The organism is Halalkalibacter urbisdiaboli, assembly GCF_002156385.1.
Lineage (GTDB): Bacteria > Bacillota > Bacilli > Bacillales > Bacillaceae_D > Halalkalibacter_A > Halalkalibacter_A urbisdiaboli.
On sequence record NZ_MVJM01000001.1, the window covers coordinates 1,193,792 to 1,214,627 of the forward strand.

Genomic DNA, 20,836 nt, shown 5'->3' on the forward strand with positions numbered 1-20,836 from the left:
TTTATTTTGACTTACTAGCTGCTTCTGAGATTAAATTTAAGTATTCATCAATTGTATACTCAATTGAAAGTGGGTTTGGATTTCCAGCCGCTGCTAGTGGAGTGTTATCTCCAATAATTGCAACAGATCCTCTTTGGATTGCCGGAACTTGCCCAAGAATTGGATCAGCTTGCAGTGCCTCCAATGTATTTTCATCTCCATATGAGATTAAAACTTCAACATCATTAAGTGCATCTGCATTTTCAGCACTCAATTCGATATAAAAACTATTAGGATCAGCAATATGACTCATAAGACTTTCAGGGTATTCCATTCCTAGTTCACCAAGGAACTCCCCACGCGGGTCTGCAGGTGTGTAAACATAAAATTTAGATAAATCTGTAGCATTAATCATAGCAAATGCAGCTTTTTTACCTTTAATTTCAGAATGTTCATTTGCTTTATCTTGAATTAATTTCTCTGTATCCGCAATAAGTTGTTTACCTTCTTCTTCCATCCCCATACCCATGGAATTAAATTTAATTTGATCGCGCCAAGAAGTTACCCAAGGGCCAGTTTCAAATGCCACAACTGGAGCAATTTGACTTAAAGTATCATAATCTTCTTGAGTGATTCCTGAGTATGCTGCAAGAATGACATCTGGATTAGTATCTGAAATTGCTTCAAAATCTAAACCGTCAGTATCTTGGAAGATATTCGGATTGTCTTCACCTAGTTCTTTTAATTTTTCTGCAGTCCAAGGTAACATTCCGCTATCATCTTGAATTCCGTAGTTTGCAGCTGAGAACCCTACAGGCACAACATCAAGAGCAAGAACAACGTCATGGTTTGCCCATGAAATAGTAGCAATGCGTTCAGGCTTCTCTTCAATTACTGTTTCCCCAAATGCATGCTTGATCACGATTGGATATTCATTTGTTGCCTTTTCAGATTCAGTTGTTTCCGTGTTAGTCGGCTCGCTCGTTGTTGGTTCTGAACTTGATTGCTGACCTGAGCAACCAACCAGTGCAAACATAAGCATAGCAATTAGTAGTGTTGTTAATGTTAATAATGAATTGTTTTGTTTTGCCTTCATTTGTATGACCTTCCTTATCACAAGTTAATTTGAAAATGATTATCAATATCACTTATTATATTTTTTAAAATATTGTTAGTCAATAGAAATTTATGTGAGGATCGGAGCAATAGTTAATAAATTCGGTTACAAAATAATAGCTATTGCATTTTGTTTCATTTACTATTCATTAAAAACTAGTTCTTTAATTCAACCCCATTTATTTTTAAATGCTCATTAAATATCTCCAAAATTGATGGGAGAGCCCCTGATTTTTGCCATGTTTTAGAATTCCAGATATTCGATTCCTTTATTGCTCTAGGACAATGAATAAAACATTCCTCTACATCTATACCTATCCCTAGTAATGGTGTTTTACCTTTTAAACTCATTTTATTTAAAATTTCTTTATCTTTAATAATCGCTGCACGCCCATTAATACGTAGTACCTCTTCTAACCCTGGAATTATAAATACAAGACCCGTGTTAGGGTTAGAAAGTATATTTAAAATTGAATCTAGCCTTCTATTTCCAGGACGATCTGGTATTACTAATTGATGTTTATTTAATATGCTAATAGCACCTGGCAAATCACCTCGTGGCGAAACATCACACTTTCCTTCTCCATTAGCTGTGGCAAGAAAAAAAAGTGGTGACATGGATATAAATTTTTGGCAATGCTCATCTAAAAAAGAAATACTCTTCTTTACTACTAATTCATGTGGCTTCCCAATAATTTCTCTAAGTTCCTCCTCCGATTGTATTGCACTACGAGAAAAATTTATTTTCTCCATTAAATCAACTCTTTTCTAGGTATATAACAAAGTAGAATTAACTTCTAGCATACGATATCTCTTACGTTATGTCTGATAGTAATATAAACCAGGCTTCCAACAAAATAGTAACAGGAATGCTCAACTGGTTTTGAGTCCTAAGTAAAATTTTACCTTCAAATGACAGTTTCAAAAATTAGTAAAATCATACTGGCTGAAAACAGAAAATCCTACCTATAAGAATCATTTAAAAGGTTGAACTCAAGTGCAAAGTTAATTGTATATGATAATCATTATCATCGTAATATTTACACCTAATTTAATCATTTTTGCAACTCATCTAATTGAATAACAGAACACTATGGAATATACTTTTTAAAAGGAGAATAAAAAATGATCATAACGTCTTACCAACAATTTAAATCTAGTTTTTTAGAAAAACTATCTTTCAATAAAATAGAGTGTGGATATTATACTTTATACACGAATAAAACAAGACCTGATCTTGGGCACCTTATTAATTATTCAAGAGAAGGTTATTATGATTTATACATTGCTGACTATAAAATACCTGAGGATTTCTCACTGATACTTGATAATCCGGAGCTGTTGATGAGGTTTGGGGTTGTCTATGAAGGTGTAACACAGTTTAAGATTGAAAAAAATCCTGTATATACTTTTACTCCTTCATCTTTTTTGGTTCTAGAAAAAGATCTTAATGTGACAACAACGTGGAAAAAAGGACAACAGTTTCAAGGAACTGAAATAACTATTCACGAAAACTATTTTAACGAAATTTTAAAGCCGAACTTTGCAAATATCATTGATTTTCAATCATTAATTCAAAACTATACTTATATATATCTACCCTTGGATATTATTGAAATCATTGGACAATTACAAGGTTTAGATCACGAAAATTCTTTAACTAGTATTTATTTAGAAAGTAAGATTTTAGAGTGTATCGCTATATTAATAAATGAAGTTACAAAATCTAAAGAGAATGCTTTTACAAATCAAATTGACTATGGAAATATCCATATTGGTACCAACAGGATAATGAAACTAACCTACTCTGACATTCAAGCTATTAAAAAAGCCCATGATATTTTACAAAAAAATTATTATAATCCCCCTACTATTAAGGCTTTAAGTAAACTGGTATTTTTAAATGAACAAAAGTTAAAGGCAGGATTTTCAAAGCTTTATCACACATCCATCGGAGAATATATAAATAACCTAAGAATGTCTATTGCTGCAAACCTTTTATCTACTACCGATTTAAGTATTGAAGAAATTGCTCATAAAGTTGGTTATAACTACTCCACAAACTTTTCTAAAATGTTTAAAAAGACTTATGGAAAAACTCCGTTAAAATTTAGAAAGATAAAATAATGGACAAACACGAACTACTAAAAGAATTTCTAGAACGTGTGTACTTTTTGCTTCATGGAATTTGCCCATGAAGCAAAAAAGAAGAATATCACACTTACTAATCGTTTCACTGTCTCATAATTTAAAACAACTTAATTATAAAATTAAAACTATTGCTGCGCAGTATTTAGTCAAATGCGAAAAGACGATCACACTGAGCGTAATCGTCTCTTAGGTAGGAAATTTTTGAACAATATCGTTGTACTGTGCAGCAAAAAAATCTGCACTGTCACAGAAACTCTCCTGTTCGTAATATGAGGTAACCTAGATGGAATTAATTTATTTAAATCCAAGTTACCCTCCAAACTATTTAAAACCTAATATCAAATAAAGTCATTATTTAATGAACACGACATATACCTTATCCAACGTCAATTGAGTTTGGTAAGTATATAATTCAACTTTCCCCCTATATTCAGAAGGGATGTTCTTGATTAGATGTTCTGTAGCTTTTAAAGTGTGTTCACCAAAATCATAGATTACTAGGAACTTATAAGCGGATTTCGGGTCAAAGTTTACCTTCGACTTTCCTTTTAGCAAACCCTGAATGTCCTTAATAATACCGTTCCTCTTTGCAGAGCCAAATTTAAACCCACTGTTAATAGGCTTGTTACACTTGATTTCAGCTATGATATTTACATCACCAGTCACCATGATATCATAGCCATTACCACTTGGCTTTGCTCCCAACACCTCATTTAAATAAACCTGATAATTAGCATCTACATAAGAAAAATATTCTCTTAACCAGTCCATAAAACGGATTGTGGTTTTATATGTAATAATATTGTTAATATCGCTTAACGCGGTTTTTATATCTACAAAATCTTCTATTGATAGTTTTGAATAATAGTCTATATTTTCACCAGTGACTTTGGATGAGATGAACTGGTTAAATCGTTCTTTAAGTTCATCTTCCCTATTGTACTTTTGAACCATTCTAAACCTCCTCTACCCCAACTGGTTTTTCCTTACTTCAAGTTCACGTTTACGTTCCTCTAGAACCTCTTCCACAGTTAAATCTTTTTCAACTAAAGAAAACCCCTTCTGTTGCTTACGCTTCCTCGTATTGTTAATCAAATAACTTATACTCACGCGTTAAGTTCTATATAGCATTCATCTTTTAACCTTTTAATTAACGTTTTAAAGTTTACACTGCTAAAGTCTCCCGTTTTTAACTTATCAATATCAGCATCCTCTATCTTTTGAAAGATAAATGACCAATCATTCTGATAAAGTATCTCTTTTAACATCAATTGAATTTAGATTTCATCCATTAAAGTAGCTTATTTTAATTTTAAAAAACAGATAAAGTTCCATCTACCCACTTTTTGTATTCTTTATAGAAATTTCGCTAACTAACTGTAAAAACCTATTTTGTTCTTCTCTAGTTCTACATAATTCTACACAAATACAAATAAAAAGAATAAATAGTTTAGCCATGAGCATACTTAAAAGAGAAAAAATCTAAAAAAGGAGATCTTTAATGGATACAAAACATACTGTAGGTTTATCATCAACTGAAATTTCAGGATTATGGACTACATATATCAACGATAGTCTATCTATCTGTCTCACAAAGCATTTCTTACACCATTCGAATAACGAAGATGTTAAACCCTTAATTAAACTAACCTTAGATTTATCAAAAACACATATCGAGGAAATAAAGAGCATTTTTGAAAAAGAGAACATCCCTATTCCCAAGGGATTTTCCGATGAAGATTTGAATCTTTCAGCACCACCTTTGTTTTTTGATTTATTTCCTGTGAGTTACACATACGGAATGAGTCGTATGGGTTTGATGAACTATGGTATGCTATTATCTAACGTTGCCCGTGAAGATATACGGACTTTCTTTTCTAAGTGTTTGACCTCTACATTGGATCTTTATAATACATCAGTAAATCTTATGCTTTCAAAAGGGATATACGATCGCCCATCAATGATCCCGTATCCCGATAAAGTTGAATTTGTTAAAGAAAAGGAAACTTTTTTATCCAAATGGCTCGAAAAGAAACGCCCACTAAATGTTCTTGAACTATCTGAAATGTTTTTTAATATTGAAAGGAACTATTTTGGTCTAATCTTACTCACTGGTTTTATTCAAGTGGTGAAAGATGAACAAATCCAAAAATTTTTAACAAAAGGAAAAGAGTTAGCTCTGAGACAAATTGAGTTCCTAAACCAAACCTTAATCAATGAAGATCTGCTTGGCACTATAATGATTAACTCTGAGGTGTCAACTTCTACTTCTTCTCCTTTTTCAGAAAAGCTCATCATGAACCTTGTAACTATGCTCAATACCCAAGGAATAACCTATATTGGTCATGCATTAAGTACATCAACTCGATTAGATCTCGCTACTGAATATTCAAAACTAATTCCTGAAATCTTGCAGTACGGGAAGGATGGTACAGACATTTTAATAGAACGGGGATGGATGGAAGAACCACCACACGCTCCGAATAGGAAGGAGTTGGCGGGAAATTAGGTTTTTTGACATAAAAAGCGAAGGTCTGCTGAAATTGAGCAGATCTTCGTTTTTCGAATGAGGGCTAAAATTCTCCAATAATTAGATTTCATCATGATTGACACATCTTGTTAACTCCTTCTCATTCACAATGTCTCAAAAAAGTGAAAACATTTATTACACAGTATTTAGTCAAATGCGAAAAGACGATCACACCGAGCGTAATCGTCTCTTAGGTAGGTAATTTTTGAACAATATCGTTGTACTGTGCAGCAAGTACTTTAATTTGTTAGTTATTACAGAGGCGAGGAATGCTTATACACGTCAACATATGACAATGGGCGGTGCTCGAGCCTGAGTAAGACGGGTTATTTGACGGGAGCTGTTCACCAATACAGAACCGTCTTTTGATAATGGCATTAGTTTTATGTGGATCACAGGCTAAAGAATCTTCTTCAGAAGGAAAAGAGGAGACAAACAAAGAGATCTCATCTACTTCTGAAGAAACAACATCATATACTATGAAATTAACGTTAGCTGATTCAGCAATGGCGAACAGTCATCATTGTTTTTTCCTTAAAGTTCTTCTCCATTGGTTGCTATGACATTTTTGTACCAGTTAAAACTTTTCTTTTTCAAGCGTGCATTAGAACCTTTTCCTTCACTATCCCGATCTACATAAATATAGCCATAACGTTTTTTCAACTCAGCCGTTGAAGCACTTACTAAATCAATTGGCCCCCATGATGTGTAACCGATAAGATCTACGCCGTCACCGATTGCTTTTTTCATTTCTTCAATGTGAGCACGTAAATAATCTATACGATAATCATCTTGAATAGTTCCATCTTTCTCCACAACATCAACAGCACCTAACCCATTTTCGACAATGAAAAGTGGTTTTTCATAGCGATCATACAATTGGTTACAAACGGTTCTTAAGATCGGCTGCAACCGCACCACCCCATAGGAAGCCTTCTGGGAATTTTGCTAATTTACTCATTATTTCACCTCATTGATTAATCTAAGCTCTGTCCATTTGATTCAATTACTTGCTTGTACCAATCGAAGCTTTTCTTTTTCAGACGCTCTAAAGAACCATTTCCTTCATTATCTTTATCGACATAAATGTACCCATATCGTTTTTTCATTTCCCCCGTGGAAGCACTAACAATATCGATAGAGCCCCAGCTTGTATAACCGATGATGTCAACTCCATCTTCAATGGCTTCACCCATTTCGGCAATATGCTTTCGGAGATACTCGATACGGTAGTCATCGTTCACTTTGTCTTCTGCGTTCACTTCATCCACGGCACCTAGCCCATTTTCTACGACAAATAAAGGCTTTTGATAGCGGTCGTATAATTGGTTTGCTGTAATACGGAAGCCTTTAGGATCAATCGTCCAGCCCCATTCTGACTTTTCTAAGTACGGATTTTCAATTGACCCAAATACGTTACCAGCGGTTTGGTTCTTCAATACTTCCGGATCGGTACTTGTGGCACGACTTGCATAATAGCTAAAACCGATATAATCGACGGTATGATTTTTTAATAAAGCTTCATCTTCGGCTTCCATTTCAATCGTAATGTTATTTTCTTTAAAGAAACGTTTCGCATAACCTGGATACGCTCCGCGAGATTGTACATCGATAAAGAAGAACGATTCACGATCCTTTTCCATCGCGTCCATGACATCATCTGGATTACACGTGTACGAATACGTCATGCCTGCTGCAAGCATACAGCCGATCTTTGCATCTGGATTGATGTCATGACACGCCTTTACTGCTAAGCTGCTTGCCACTAGCTGATGATGGGCTGCTTGATACTTGATTTGCTTTTGATCTTCTCCTTCCTCAAAAACAAGTCCTGCACCAACAAAAGGCAGATGAAGAAGCATGTTAATTTCGTTGAAGGTCATCCAGTATTTCACTTTATCCTTATAACGTTCCAAAATCGTCTTCGCGTACGTTTCGAAAAACCCTACGAGCTTGCGATTTCTCCAGCTTCCGTATTTCTTAATTAAATTGACTGGAACATCAAAGTGAGCAATGGTCACAACAGGCTCAATCCGATGTTTTAGTAGCTCATCAAATAAGTCATCGTAAAATTGTAAGCCCGCTTCATTCGGCTCTGCATCATTGCCATTTGGAAAAATACGAGCCCAAGCAATCGAAACACGCAATGCTTTAAATCCCATTTCGGCAAAAAGAGCAATGTCCTCTTTATAGCGATGGTAAAAGTCAATCGCTTCATGAGAAGGATAAAACTCTCCTTCTTCTGGTGTAAATTGGTCAAGCTTGCCTAACATTACATCCCACCGTTTCTCCCCGGTTGGCAATAAATCAACTAACGTTAAGCCTTTCCCATCCTCTAGATACGCACCTTCTGTTTGGTTCGCAGCGATGGCGCCACCCCATAAGAAATTCTCTGGAAATTGATAAGTAGACAAAATAAAACTCCTCTCAATTAAGAGAAACCAAAAGGGAGGTCTCAGATTTTTCCTTCTGGTTTCAATCATTTTAACGATTCTTATTTAATTAAGGTAATGAGACTATCACCATGTTTTACTTCTTTTTCTTCTGTTGTCATCAAGTTATATTGATCTGGGTTCGTTACGACTACAGGGGTCACAATCTCAAATCCAGCTTCCTGAATTCCCTTAATATCAAACTCAATTAGAAGTTGACCTTTTTCGACACGGTCTCCTTGTTCCACATGAGCCTCAAAGAACTTACCTTGTAATTGAACTGTATCCATTCCAACGTGAATTAATAATTCTGCCCCATTATCAGAAGTAATACCAATAGCATGCTTTGTTGGGAATAAGACAGAAATCGTTCCTGATACAGGCGAAACTAATTTTCCTTCTATCGGTACAACAGCAACACCTTTCCCAAGTGCACCTGTTGCAAAGGCTTCATCTTTAATATCTGATAAGGAGAGTACTTGACCTACAAATGGACTTGAAACCACTTCACCTTTTGCTTCTACTATGCTGTTTACTGTTGTTTCTTCTAATGGTTCTACAGGAGCTTCTGAAGCCGTTGCTTCTGTTTTCTCAAGTGGAGTTTCTTCTTTATTTACCCCACCAAATAAATACGTCAAGACTGTACCCAATACGAATGCAACAACCATAGCAATTAAAGCACCCCATACGGTCATATCAAGGCCATTTGGACCAATAAATGATGGGATCATGAAAATTCCAAGTCCACCAATCATATAAGTTTTTGTTCCGAAAAATCCGATGATTCCACCACCAATACCAGCAGCTATACAACTGATAATAAATGGTTTTTTCTTCGGTAAGGTAATCCCGTAAATCGCGGGCTCTGTTACACCAAAGATCCCTGAAATGAATGCCGGTATACTAAGTGACTTTATTTTTTTATTTGTCGTTTTTAAATAAACTCCAAGAACTGCACCAATTTGTGCAAACGAAGCTGCAAACATCATTGTTAATACTGGATCAGCACCAAATGTTGATAAGTTGTTAATGACAACTGGTACAAGACCCCAGTGTAACCCGAAAATAACTAATACTTGCCAGAAGCTACCGATAAATAAACCTGCAATAACTGGACTTAAATCATAAACGAATACCGTTGCTTGACCAATAATTTGTGCAGCCCATGTAGAAATTGGACCAATGATAATAAATGTTAATGGTACGATAACAAGCAATGTAAAGAAAGGTACTAAGAATGTTTTGACAACATCCGGAATAACTTTTTTAAACCACTTTTCAATCTTCGCTCCAAAGAATGTTGCAAGAATGACTGGTATTACGGTGGAAGCGTAATTCATTAAAATAACTGGTATACCAAAGAACGTTACATATACAGGAGATTCAAACATCGTCCCTGCAAATAATACGTAAAGCGGGTCACCTGTCATCAGTGTATTAACCGCTGGGTATACTAACGATGCCCCAATGGCAATCCCGATAAATGGCGATCCACCAAACTTCTTCATCGCCGTGTAACCTAAGAATATCGGTAAGAAATGAAACAATGAATCCCCAACGATATTTAATATTTGATATGTTCCATCAGTTGATTCTAACCAACCAACTGATAAAAACAATGCATTAAATCCTTTGATCATCCCCGTTGCTGCTAGTACAGCTAAGATTGGTGTAAAGATACTTGCGATTACATCGATAAAGCGACTAAGAAGATTACCCTTCTCTTCGTTTGTATCTTCCTCATTTTTCTGCGATTGGTCTGTAAATCCACCAACGTCAACAACTGCTTTGTAAACATCAGGAACATGATTCCCAATGACGACCTGATATTGTCCACCACTTTTCATGACGGTTACGACCTCATCCATATTTTTTAAAGCCTCAGTTTGGGCTTTGCTTTCATCCTTTAACTTAAAACGTAATCTTGTAATACAGTGAACAACACTTTTCACGTTTTCTTTTCCGCCAACTTTTTCAATAATTGACTTGGCTAATTGTTCGTATTTCATGACTAACCCCCACTTTCTCATTTATCTTTTGTATTTTTTGTAAATAAAAAACCTGATCCGATTGAGCGCACAGAAAAGTAGCATTTGTGCTTCACATTCAGACCAGGTTAAGCCCACTTAAGGTAACATTCCATGGTAAAGATATTAATTTATGATTAAGGTAACGCTTTCTCTTACAAGAAAAATATAATTGCTAGTACATCTTGAAACTTTGCTTACTCGTCCTCAGCTTTGCTGGTGCCGCTGTGTAACACGGTGAATATGCAGCGTCAAATAGATAACTTCATCCTTAGAAATATCCCAATTATAGCTCTTTTCTAGGTACACTTTAATCTTTTCACTGCACCGAAAGGCTTCAGTATATTTATTACTTAGCTGTTCATAAAGAAAATTGTCTTCAGTTTCCTCCACTCGCTCTTTCCGTACAAACCTCATAGCGAAAAAGCGAAGATGAGTGAGAAATCGTTCATAGTTAATGGAGCTCTCATCTAACTCCATTCCGAAATGGTACTTAACAATATTTAAGATATTATTGACCATTTCGGTCACTTGGACAGCTTCAGCCATATTCTCACCGGATAACTGACTATTGACTAAATGAAGTGCAATCGATGCAGCTTCATCTTCACCAAATAAGATTCCTGTTTCCTCTTGAATAATAGCTAACGCCTTCAAGGATACTTGAAACTCAAGCTTATAATGTTTTCTTATTTCCCATAAGAGAGGGTTCTTTAAATCAATCCCCTGCTTATGCCTGCTTATGGCAAAGCTAATATGATCTGTTAAAGCCACATACAGATGATCATCCAATTTGTATGGCAATCGCGATTTGGCATAATCTAGAATCTTTGACGATATATTTAAATATTTTTCAGAAGTATCGCTTAATAGCTGAGCTAATTTATCAGAAACACCTTTTTTTTCTAATACAAAGGTTTTCTCGATTTTCGTAGTGTCGATTGGTTCTCCAGCCTTTTTTTGAAAGGCAAGTCCCCGACCCATCACGACAACCTCTTGGTTTTGCTCGTTATTCGCTATTACGACATTATTATTAAATACTTTTTTAATCTTCATCATCAAACCCGCCCTACTTCTGTTTTGTCTCGGTCTGTCTGTAAATGGATATAAAAAAAACCCAACCTTGTATACAGAATACCCCAAAAAGAGCCTCCGAAACAAACTTAGGTTTTGCCTGCCGAACAGTAACAATCCGTCTAAGAAAATATTTAATTGAAATCGCTTACTAATTTTATACCATGGCAAATTAATTATTGTCAACAACTCATCCAAAATAATTATTTTTCATTTTTTCAAAACTAGTTTATGCTTTATCCATAGTTATTATAGAGTCATAGAGAGGTGAAAATAATGAAATTAATCACAACAGATATGGATGGAACATTATTAAATGAAAGAAGCGAAGTTAGCCCAGAAAGTATAAAAGCAATCCGAAAAGCACAGGAATTAGGGATCGAGGTCGTGATCGCAACAGGCCGCTCTTACAAGGCTGCTTCAAAACCTTTAATAGAAGCTGGATTATCGTGTCCGATTATTTGTTTAAATGGAGCACAAATTTATTTAGAGGATGGTGAATTGATTCGTAATATTGCTTTAGACAAAGAAGCATGTAGAAAAATCGAACTCGCATGTACGAGTGAATCAAGTTATTTTGAAATCTTTACAAGTGCTGGAGGCTATTCTATTAACCGGGATGCCTTTATTCATATATTGGTTGATGTCATGAAAGCCCATTATCCAGACGTTGCAACAGACGTAATTATAGAAAAAGTAAAGCAGCGTTTCCAAGATGAAAAGATTCAAACAGTTAATGATTTTGACCATATTTTTAATAATGACGACATTGACGTCTTTAAATTTCTTACTTTTTCTCTAGAAGATGATGCCTTAAAAAGAATCCGTGAACAGTTAAAAGGTGAACATGATCTTTCTATCACCTCATCCGGTCACCAAAATCTTGAATTTAACCATCGTGATGCCAATAAAGGAGCTGCTCTCGCTTTCTACTCTAGCAGACAAGGGATTGAACTAGAGGATGTCATGGCCATTGGCGATAATTTCAATGATTATTCGATGCTTGAAGTGGCTGGGCTCAGTGTCGCAATGGAAAATGCGGCTCCAGGCATTAAAGAAATCTGTGACTTCACAACGAAAAAGAATTCTGAACATGGGGTCGCCATTGCGATTGAAGAGGTACTTAAAGGCGGTATTAGGAAGACGGTTCGGTAAGGCCCCTACCGTTTCAATTATGGAATTGCAAAAATCCTTGCTAGCTCAAAAAAACCATGTTATAGTTATCGCAAATAAACAAACACCCATTTAGGATTGTAACTGTGCACACAGGCAAAACCTAAATCACGTATCTATGAGACTAGTATGTCTTCCTACGTGATTTAGGTTTTTTTTATTTTATCCTGGTGAATAAGTATTCATTCTAAATTTATCAAGGAGGTTTTCTATATGACTAACTATCAATTTCCAGAAGGTTTTTTATGGGGCGGTGCTACAGCTGCCAATCAAGTAGAAGGTGCGTATCTTGAAGACGGCAAAGGGATGAACCTGGCAGATGTGATGCCTGGTGGAAAAGTCCGTTTAAATGTAATCTCGAAACCTGGATTCGATTTTAAAATTGATACAGAAAAGTACACGTATCCAAACCACGACGCGATTGATTTCTATCACCGTTATGCAGAAGACATCGCATTATTTGCTGAATTGGGATTTAAAACTTATCGTATGTCAATCGCTTGGTCTCGTATCTTCCCGAAAGGAAATGAGCTTGAGCCAAACGAGGAAGGTCTAGCTTTTTATGACCGTGTATTTGATGAGTGCCTCAAGCATGGGATCGAACCAGTTGTGACCATCTCACACTATGAAATGCCTTTATATTTAATTACAGAATATGGCGGCTGGAGAAACCGTGAAGTGATCTCATTCTTTGAGCGTTATGCGATTATTTTATTTAACCGTTATAAAAACAAGGTGAAATACTGGTTAACCTTTAACGAAATCAATGGAGCTACACATCTTCCTATAATGAGTCTTGGGTTCTCCCCGGCAACAGAAGATGTTCGTCTTCAAGAAAGCTTCCAAGGCTTACACCACCAGTTTGTTGCGAGCAGCTTAGCTGTAAAAGCATGCCACGAAATCATTCCTGGTTCTCAAATCGGTTGCATGTTAATTTATATGCCTGTTTACGCGTATGATTGCAACCCGCAAAATGTCCTTCATGCCATGAAAGAAGAACAAGTCTTCAACTATATTTGTGGGGATGTCCATGTTCGCGGGGAGTATCCAGCGTTCTCCAAGCGTTTCTTTAGAGAAAATGGTATCAACATCAAAATGGAAGAAGGCGACTTAGAAACACTTAAACAGTACCCAGTTGACTTTATTTCCCTTAGCTACTATATGTCTCGTACGGAAAAGAAAGAGCTAACAGAAGCAGAAAAGGCTTCAGGAAACCTGATCGCTGGTGTAAAAAACCCGCATCTTCAAGCGAGTGATTGGGGATGGGAAATCGACCCAACTGGTCTACGAATTGGATTAAATCAACTTTATGACCGTTATCGTGTCCCTCTTTTTGTCGTTGAAAACGGTCTTGGCGCTTACGACACTGTCGAAGAAGACGGCAGCATCAATGATGATTATCGCATTAATTACCTACGTGAGCATATTAAAGCGATGGGTGAAGCGATTGAAGATGGTGTCGAATTAATGGGCTACACAGCTTGGGGCTGCATTGACTTAGTAAGTATGTCTACCGGCGAAATGTCGAAGCGCTACGGACTTATCTATGTTGACAAGTACGACGACGGCAGTGGAACTCTTGAACGTAAAAAGAAAAAATCATTCTACTGGTATAAAAATGTGATTGCGACAAATGGGAAAGAATTAGAATAATAGAGAAAGAGCAGAGAGGATTAGCTAATACGGCTCCTAATTTCCTTCCTTCTCCGGTCATTAATTATATCCAAATTAATGCATTTACAATAGAAAAGGTCTTCCATTATAGTTTACGTGAACTGAACTAATGGAAGACCTTTCTTATTTATATGAGATTTGAAGCATGAATCACATCATCCCGCCCGTAAGGTAAGAGTGTGTAATATCTTTGTGTGCTAAAAAAGTGCGGTATATCAACGTTTCGCTAATTTTCTTCGTATCTTGCTAGGGCTTTTATTCTTTATGCAAGAAGAAAGACGATTACGCTAAGCATAATCGTCTCTTAATGGTTGTGTATTGCCAGTATCGTTGTACTACGCAGCAAAGGACGAGCTTTTTTAGAAGAAGCTTTTTCAACTAACGCAATCTTCAATCTTTCGCAATCTGAAGAGTGCTGCCAATCAAGTAGCTCCGTTTCGTTCTTTAATTCTTGCCTGCGTGTTGAATAAAAGTTGGCTTATATATTATCTTTTAATCTCTTTTCCATCAGTTCTGCCATTTGTTTCGAATTTGGATTTCCTTCATTTCGTAATTTATCAATGATGTTATTATAATCCGCTTCACTTCGGTTTTGACTTAATTTATATGCTGCCTGAACTCCTTCTACTTTAACCTTAAAACCAACAATACCTTTTAGTTGATTTTCTAATAGTTCAGGAGAAAGTTTATTCCATAAAACTGGATTTTCACGATTTTGTTCATATTTCTCCAACATTATTGTTAAAGCTTTTATTAACTCATCTTTCTCTAAAATACTTCCCTTTCCATATACATGTACAGCTTGATAGTTCCATGTCGGCACATTTTCCTGCTTATACCAAGAAGAAGAGATATAAGCGTGAGGTCCTTGGAACATCACCAATACTTCTTCACAGGTTTCAAATGTTCTCCATTGAGGGTTCCCATAAGCCATGTGCCCCGTTATATAGCACGTATCACCTTCTTTAATTAACTGCAATGGCAAATGAGTGGCAATTGGTTTCCCTTGTTCCGTTGTGACAATCGTACCAAAGGAGTTTTCCTGGACAAAATCCCATATTTCATCAACATTTGTTGACCGTAAAATTTTTTGGAATATACATAATAATCCACCTTTCAAAAAAGTTATACGAGTGTTTTGGTCATTATCAAGTCTATTTGTTCTTCGTCACCCATATAAAAAGAGTGAGCTCCAGTTTGGACAAACCCCATTTTCTTATAAAAAGAAATAGCATTTTTATTTTTTTCCCATACGCCTAGCCAAATTTTCTTTTTATTACGTTCCATCGCAATTTCCATAGCTTTATTTTGCAGATATTTACCAAGCCCATATTTTTGAAAGTTGTTGTTTATATAAATCCTTTCGATTTCAAGTGCTTCCTCATCCATTTCTTCAGACTGAGCATCATTGGTATTTACCTTTAAATATCCAGCGACTTCATTATTAACATAGACAAAAAAGAATTCCGATGAGAGATTGGACAACTCCTTTTTCAACTGTTTTAAGTTAAATGCTCTTTCTAAATAGGCTTTCATATTTTCAGGTGAATTCTGATCTTTAAATGTATCATTGAATGTTTCGATACTTATTTGCTGGAGTATTTGTAAATCTTCAAGGTTGCACTTTTTTATTTTTACAGTCATATTAATCTCTCACTCCTTTATATCATCAATAATTTCTTTTGTTATGTTTATCTTCTTTCTTTTCAATGAAGCCATTAATTTAAATTTTCTTTATTTTAACATTAATTTCCTTTTTGTTAGCATAGAAAAGAGCACCCCTTGTTGAAGGGATGCTCTCGTTAGTTTAAAAAAATGGTTCATCACCGCGAATTGTAGTTGACAGATAAGCGAAATAAAAACACTTTCAACTACGTATACGTTTAGAAACCGGGCAAGCAAACTAGCTTGTCAACTAAATGTTATGATGAAAAATCAATTAAATACTTTAGAGACACTTAATATCTTTAATTAAACAAAAAAATAATCGGTTATTACGCCTTCTGCGCAACGAGCATGTATAGAGATTCTGCTGGGAAGAATTTCTCTGTTACCTGGAATCCTGCTTCTTTCATTTCTCTCTCCATTCCTTCCAAGGTAATTCTCGGTGCTTTCTCGGAACTTCCTTTTGGTTCAAGTTCCAGACAGATTAGATAGCCTTCTTTTTTCAGTACATTTTTCATTTGCTGTAACAGCGGTGCCAGCGGCTGAATTTCATGCAGTACTAGAGAAGCAATGATCATATCGATAGAGCCATCAGGTAAAAGAAGTGCCTCCATACTTCCCTGTACCGGGACAATATTCGTGAGCTTTTCCTCCAAGGCTTTCTCCTTTATTATTTCCAGCATGGCAGCGTCGATATCTAGTGCGTATACGTTGCCCTTGATCCTTCTCGCCGCAGGGATGGAAAAATAACCAGTTCCAGCGCCAAAGTCCAATATGCTGTCCGTTTCTTTTAAAGGAATCATGTTCAGCAGCTGTTCCGGGGAGAATTGTTTTCTTCGTTCGGGACTTTCCAAGTACGATACCTTTCCTTTGCTGTGCTTACAATAAGAGTGATGCATATATATCCTCCTTTTTTAAACTCTGTTTAGGCGTTCTGTTTCTCCTCGTTAAATTTTTCTTCTATTAGTGCTCCGTTCACAGCCATGGCAGCCATACAACCTTCCCCCGCCGCAATAATTAATTGGGAGGGACCGGCAATTCGGGTATCTCCGCAAGCAAACACCCCTTCCGTATTCGTGCGTTGCCAGCTGTCAGTTACAATCCCGCCCTGCTCGTTTAATGTATATTCGAGTGAAGAATCAAAAGAAGCTGCCTGTTTCCATTCCGTAGCTATAAACCCTCCTTCACGGAGCACTGCTGTTTCATCTTCAAACTGGATTTTTTCCAGCATCCCCTCTTTACCAATGAATGCAGCGATCTTCTTTTCATTAATACTGATGCCTTTGCTTTTGAGCAATTCTTGTTCTTCAAGCGAAAGTACTTTACTGCCGTTGGTGAAAATAATTAAATCGTTCGTCCAGTTGGATACCAATTTCGCCATATGAAACGCCTTTTGATTATTTGCGATCACTGCCAGCGGCCGATCTCTTAATTCCCAGCCATCACAGAAAGGACAGCTGAACAGGCTCTTGCCATAGAACTCTTTCACCCGCGGGATATCCGGAAGGACTTCCTTAAAGCCGGTTGCGAGAATGATCTTTTTCGCACTGTATACTTCCCCATTCTCTATCTCCACCTGGAACAAGGTGTTTTCTTTATTTATACGTTGCACCCGTTGCTTTTCGATCCTCACGTCCGGGTACCTGCTTAATTCTTCCTGGGCAATCCTTTTGAATTCCTGCGGATGTATACCGTCCCTTGTGATAAACCCGTGGGACTCGGAAGTCACCGCATTTCTCGGTTTGTTGTCATCGAACAGGATAGTTTTACGTCTTGATCTTCCAAGTACTAAAGCAGCATTCAGTCCAGCCGGTCCTCCGCCAATCACAGCGCAGTCTAATATCGTCTTGTACACTCCTTTAAAAATAAATTTAACGTTTTTCTTTTATCTGTTTGGATTCTGCCTCTTTAGCAATATCGCTCAAAAGCTTTGACTTCAGTTCAGCTTTCATATTTTTCTCTGCCTGCCTCATGACGTTCTCAATCAAGCAGCCTTCATGATGAATGGAGCAGTCGAATAAGCTAGTATCTCCTTCAATTGCATTAATAACATCCAAAAAGGAGATTTCATGTTTTGTTCTGGAGATTTTATAGCCTCCCTTCGCGCCAGGCGTCGACTCGATCAAACCGGCTTTCGTAAGTTTGGTTAATATCTTAGAAAGGTACGTCGGGGAAAGTTGCTGCATTTCGGCTAGTTCCTGCACTCCCACCGAGCTCCCCCCAGGCTGTAGCATTAAATGGACCATCGTATGCAGGGCGTAGTTTGTCGCGTTTGAATACCTCATACATAACCTCCTTATTTCCAAAAAAAGATATTAAAGACTCTTAATATCTATAATACAGAAAGCTTATCACTAGACGTGAAGGAAGTCAACTTGGAGGTTTTCAAACTTCGACTAAACTACTGTAGCTTTAAAATAAAGTTTGATCAATAAACCTCACAAACCCACATCTTACCTTAAATTAAAAGAATCCGTTTTGAAAAAAAGATTGTTCAAAACGGATTCTTTCTTTGTGAAGTATTGTACAATTTTTATTAAAATGTTTGAGTATTTTCTTGACCGTTCTTCAACAAAAGCACCCGTTCGTATTATAAGGTTAACCAGATAAGAAAATATTTCTGGTTGACCTTTTTTTATATGGTCTTATTATATCAGTAGCCAGGGTAGAACGTCCGCACCCGTGGGACTTAGATCCCGTAAAGTAAACCGTTCACCCCCTACTGGTAGAAACATGTTTAAGGCTGGTTGGGACTGAGATCTCGTATAACAAGCGAAGCTATGATACTACTAGGAGGAATTAGGGGTTACTGGCAAGTTCAATTTGAGGAGGAGATTTAGAATGAATCCAGTCGTGGGTCTGGATGTTTCAAAAGGGGAAAGTGAAGTTCAGGCATTTTTAGATAAGGGAAAACCTTACCGTAAAAGCTTTAGTATCAAACATGATGTTGATGGGCTAGGATCATTACTTGAGTTTCTAGAAAGTTTAAAAGATAAAACAGGTATACAACCTGCGGTGGTTTTAGAAGCTACTGGTCATTATCATGCACCAGTTGTTCAGTTTCTAGAGGAACATCAGTATTTATTAATCATCGTTAATCCTTTGATCTCTTATAGAGCCAAAAGCTCTAGTTTACGAAAAGTTAAAACCGATGCCATTGATGCCTATCGTCTTTGTGAGCTTTATTACAAAGAGGATTTAGAGCCATACAAGAAGCGCGGCATTCAACTCTTGAACCTTCGTAATCTTACAAGGCAACATGAGAATATAACGGGGATGTATGTTCAAACCAAACTCCAATTCCAAGCAGTGCTAGATCAAATATTTCCTGAATACAGAGGGGTTTTTGGTGACTTATATTCTGTTGTTTCTTTGCTTACACTAAAAGAATTTCCAGCATCAGAGGATATTTTAACAGTTAGTGAAGAAACATTGGCAACTAGAATCAAGGAATTATGTAAAAGTCGTTCGAAAAGATGGGCATTAGAAAAGGCTCAAAAACTAAAGGCAGCGGCAGATCGAAATCCATTCCAAAGGGCTCTATACCAAAGTCATTTACTGAGCCTTAGTATGTATATTAATATGCTTCTTCAATACAAAGAGCATCTATCAGAGTTGGACGCTGAGATAGATACTCTCTCAAAAAAAATTGAAGAATATAAGATTATCCAATCTATCCCTGGTATCGGAGAAAAAATCGCTGCTACGATCATTTCTGAAATTGGGGAGATAGATCGGTTTAATCACCCAAAGAAGCTTGTCGCATTCGCTGGAGTTGATCCAGAGGTATTTGAATCAGGTAAATTCAAAGCCACTCTCGTTCGTATTACAAAACGTGGATCAAGTAGATTGCGGCACGCCTTATATATGGCTGTCCTCTCTGGTATTCGGGATTGTCGAAAACAGAAAACAACTGATGAAATCATCCCTAAAAACAAGAGATTAAGAGCGTTTTACGATAAGAAGCGTGATGAAGGCAAACTTTATAAAGTAGCCGTTATTGCTTGTGTAAATAAGCTCTTACATTGGATATATGCCATATTAAAAAACAGAACTCCCTTCCAAGATGTAGACTAATTAAGATTTTTAACTAAATAAGACAAAACCTTCCAATCATTAATTAGTGGAAGGTTATTTGGCATGCGCATTTTTAGTATAACATGAAGAATTTTAAGTTTTTATTGAAAAATGTTGACAAACTATTAGCTGGTTTACTTTAAGTACATAACTTCACAAAGTATTCAATTTGTTCTTCACAATAACAGATTGAAAATGAAATTTTCCGCCAACTATTTCTTTTGGTACCACTTCAAAGTATTCTATTAAAAATAACTCTGATAATAATTCAATTAGGGTTTCATCATCATAAAAGGAAAAAAATCGTTTAGGTGTATAATGATCCTCTTCCCAAATCCCCTCAGAATTTTCGCCACCATAAACTCCTAAGTAAAATAATCCAGACGGTTTTAATACCCTTTTTATTTCATTTAAAACTCCTTTAATGTCTTCTTTTGGAACGTGTAGTAGACAATTAAGAGCATAAATGGAATCAAAGTGATGGTTGGGAAAATCAAGATTATAAAAGCTCATTACATCAGCATTTAAACCCTTTTCCTTGCACAGTTTAATCATTTCAGGTGAAACATCGGTACTGAAGATATTTAAGCCTTGTTCTTTAAAATAAAGACTGTCTTTCCCTGTTCCTGCTCCAATTTCCAGTAAACTGCTATAATTTTCTCTATGTAAGTACTTCAAAAAAGTTTCTCTTTCTTTAACCTTCCAATCCTGTAAAATAGATGAATTTCTATCAATTGCTTTTTTGTTATAAGACTCAGTAATATTCTTTTCAAATGTGCTTTTCATTTTATGTTCCCCTTTTTAACTTTTAACTTCTCTACTAAACTCCCTCTATATAGAAAGGTAAATCTCTCGATTTCTCGTTTTTTCTCACTATTTCATAGCCATCCATTTTTAATAGACACCGAAAACATGGAATAAAGTTGTGTTTCAGGTAT

Annotated in this window: 16 protein-coding genes and 2 pseudogenes; 5 read left to right on the forward strand and 13 right to left on the reverse strand. The window is 36.3% G+C overall.

The features are described 5' to 3' along the window. Nucleotide 1: 1 nt before the first annotated feature. Together B1R93_RS05940 and B1R93_RS05945 are read right to left on the reverse strand one after the other, a co-directional pair. Nucleotides 2-1,075 (reverse strand): iron-siderophore ABC transporter substrate-binding protein, encoded by a 1,074-nt coding sequence (locus B1R93_RS05940; RefSeq protein ID WP_088103023.1) that lies wholly within the window; start codon nt 1,073-1,075, stop codon nt 2-4. Between the two features lie 176 nt (nt 1,076-1,251). After that, nucleotides 1,252-1,848 carry an MSMEG_1061 family FMN-dependent PPOX-type flavoprotein gene (locus B1R93_RS05945; protein WP_088103024.1) on the reverse strand — a complete coding sequence of 199 codons (597 nt, stop codon included), beginning with the start codon at nt 1,846-1,848 and terminating at the stop codon, nt 1,252-1,254. Nucleotides 1,849-2,220: 372 nt separating this feature from the next. Between B1R93_RS05945 and B1R93_RS05950 the strand changes: the two genes are divergently transcribed. Next, complete coding sequence (locus B1R93_RS05950; RefSeq protein WP_088103025.1) at nt 2,221-3,222, forward strand: helix-turn-helix domain-containing protein; 1,002 nt, start codon at nt 2,221-2,223, stop codon at nt 3,220-3,222. A 375-nt stretch (nt 3,223-3,597) separates the two neighbouring features. Here B1R93_RS05950 and B1R93_RS05955 read toward each other — a convergent pair whose 3' ends face one another. Continuing rightward, entirely contained in the window at nt 3,598-4,200 is a 603-nt protein-coding gene (locus B1R93_RS05955) for a hypothetical protein (RefSeq protein WP_088103026.1), read from the reverse strand. 547 nt (nt 4,201-4,747) lie between these two features. Between B1R93_RS05955 and B1R93_RS05960 the strand changes: the two genes are divergently transcribed. Beyond that, on the forward strand, nt 4,748-5,755 hold the full coding sequence (locus tag B1R93_RS05960) for a DUF3231 family protein (protein ID WP_088103027.1): 1,008 nt from the start codon (nt 4,748-4,750) through the stop codon (nt 5,753-5,755). A 555-nt stretch (nt 5,756-6,310) separates the two neighbouring features. On the opposite strand, the pseudogene bglH reads toward B1R93_RS05960, so the two are convergent. From bglH to licT, 4 genes and pseudogenes are all read right to left on the reverse strand, one after another. Beyond that, a pseudogene (gene bglH / locus B1R93_RS05970) lies at nt 6,311-6,676 on the reverse strand (aryl-phospho-beta-d-glucosidase); the annotation flags it as partial. A gap of 77 nt (nt 6,677-6,753) precedes the next feature. After that, nucleotides 6,754-8,190, reverse strand: a complete 1,437-nt coding sequence (ascB, locus tag B1R93_RS05975) for a 6-phospho-beta-glucosidase (protein ID WP_088103030.1) — start codon at nt 8,188-8,190, stop codon at nt 6,754-6,756. A gap of 80 nt (nt 8,191-8,270) precedes the next feature. Further along, the gene (locus B1R93_RS05980; protein WP_088103031.1) at nt 8,271-10,217 is read right to left on the reverse strand and encodes a beta-glucoside-specific PTS transporter subunit IIABC; all 1,947 of its coding nucleotides are present in this window, start codon (nt 10,215-10,217) and stop codon (nt 8,271-8,273) included. A 225-nt stretch (nt 10,218-10,442) separates the two neighbouring features. Beyond that, a complete protein-coding gene (gene licT / locus B1R93_RS05985; protein WP_088103419.1) occupies nt 10,443-11,291 on the reverse strand; it encodes a BglG family transcription antiterminator LicT in 849 nt (282 codons plus the stop codon). 294 nt (nt 11,292-11,585) lie between these two features. Between licT and B1R93_RS05990 the strand changes: the two genes are divergently transcribed. Beyond that, the gene (locus B1R93_RS05990) at nt 11,586-12,464 is read left to right on the forward strand and encodes a Cof-type HAD-IIB family hydrolase (protein WP_088103032.1); all 879 of its coding nucleotides are present in this window, start codon (nt 11,586-11,588) and stop codon (nt 12,462-12,464) included. 231 nt (nt 12,465-12,695) lie between these two features. After that, on the forward strand, nt 12,696-14,135 hold the full coding sequence (locus B1R93_RS05995) for a glycoside hydrolase family 1 protein (RefSeq protein WP_088103033.1): 1,440 nt from the start codon (nt 12,696-12,698) through the stop codon (nt 14,133-14,135). Between the two features lie 499 nt (nt 14,136-14,634). On the opposite strand, the pseudogene B1R93_RS06000 reads toward B1R93_RS05995, so the two are convergent. The 5 genes and pseudogenes from B1R93_RS06000 to B1R93_RS06020 form a co-directional block, all read right to left on the reverse strand. Continuing rightward, nucleotides 14,635-15,259, reverse strand: a pseudogene (locus B1R93_RS06000) (FMN-binding negative transcriptional regulator). Nucleotides 15,260-15,281: 22 nt separating this feature from the next. Then, the gene (gene paiA, locus B1R93_RS06005) at nt 15,282-15,800 is read right to left on the reverse strand and encodes a spermidine/spermine N(1)-acetyltransferase (protein WP_088103034.1); all 519 of its coding nucleotides are present in this window, start codon (nt 15,798-15,800) and stop codon (nt 15,282-15,284) included. Between the two features lie 350 nt (nt 15,801-16,150). After that, a complete protein-coding gene (locus B1R93_RS06010; RefSeq protein ID WP_088103035.1) occupies nt 16,151-16,720 on the reverse strand; it encodes a class I SAM-dependent methyltransferase in 570 nt (189 codons plus the stop codon). A 26-nt stretch (nt 16,721-16,746) separates the two neighbouring features. After that, nucleotides 16,747-17,676 carry an NAD(P)/FAD-dependent oxidoreductase gene (locus B1R93_RS06015; RefSeq protein ID WP_342587505.1) on the reverse strand — a complete coding sequence of 310 codons (930 nt, stop codon included), beginning with the start codon at nt 17,674-17,676 and terminating at the stop codon, nt 16,747-16,749. 16 nt (nt 17,677-17,692) lie between these two features. Next, nucleotides 17,693-18,106 carry an RrF2 family transcriptional regulator gene (locus B1R93_RS06020; RefSeq protein WP_088103036.1) on the reverse strand — a complete coding sequence of 138 codons (414 nt, stop codon included), beginning with the start codon at nt 18,104-18,106 and terminating at the stop codon, nt 17,693-17,695. Between the two features lie 556 nt (nt 18,107-18,662). Between B1R93_RS06020 and B1R93_RS06025 the strand changes: the two genes are divergently transcribed. After that, nucleotides 18,663-19,898: an IS110 family RNA-guided transposase gene (locus tag B1R93_RS06025; protein WP_088103037.1), complete on the forward strand. Its 1,236-nt coding sequence runs from the start codon at nt 18,663-18,665 to the stop codon at nt 19,896-19,898. A 153-nt stretch (nt 19,899-20,051) separates the two neighbouring features. Here B1R93_RS06025 and B1R93_RS06030 read toward each other — a convergent pair whose 3' ends face one another. Next, a complete protein-coding gene (locus tag B1R93_RS06030) occupies nt 20,052-20,684 on the reverse strand; it encodes a class I SAM-dependent methyltransferase (protein ID WP_088103038.1) in 633 nt (210 codons plus the stop codon). Nucleotides 20,685-20,836 lie beyond the last annotated feature (152 nt).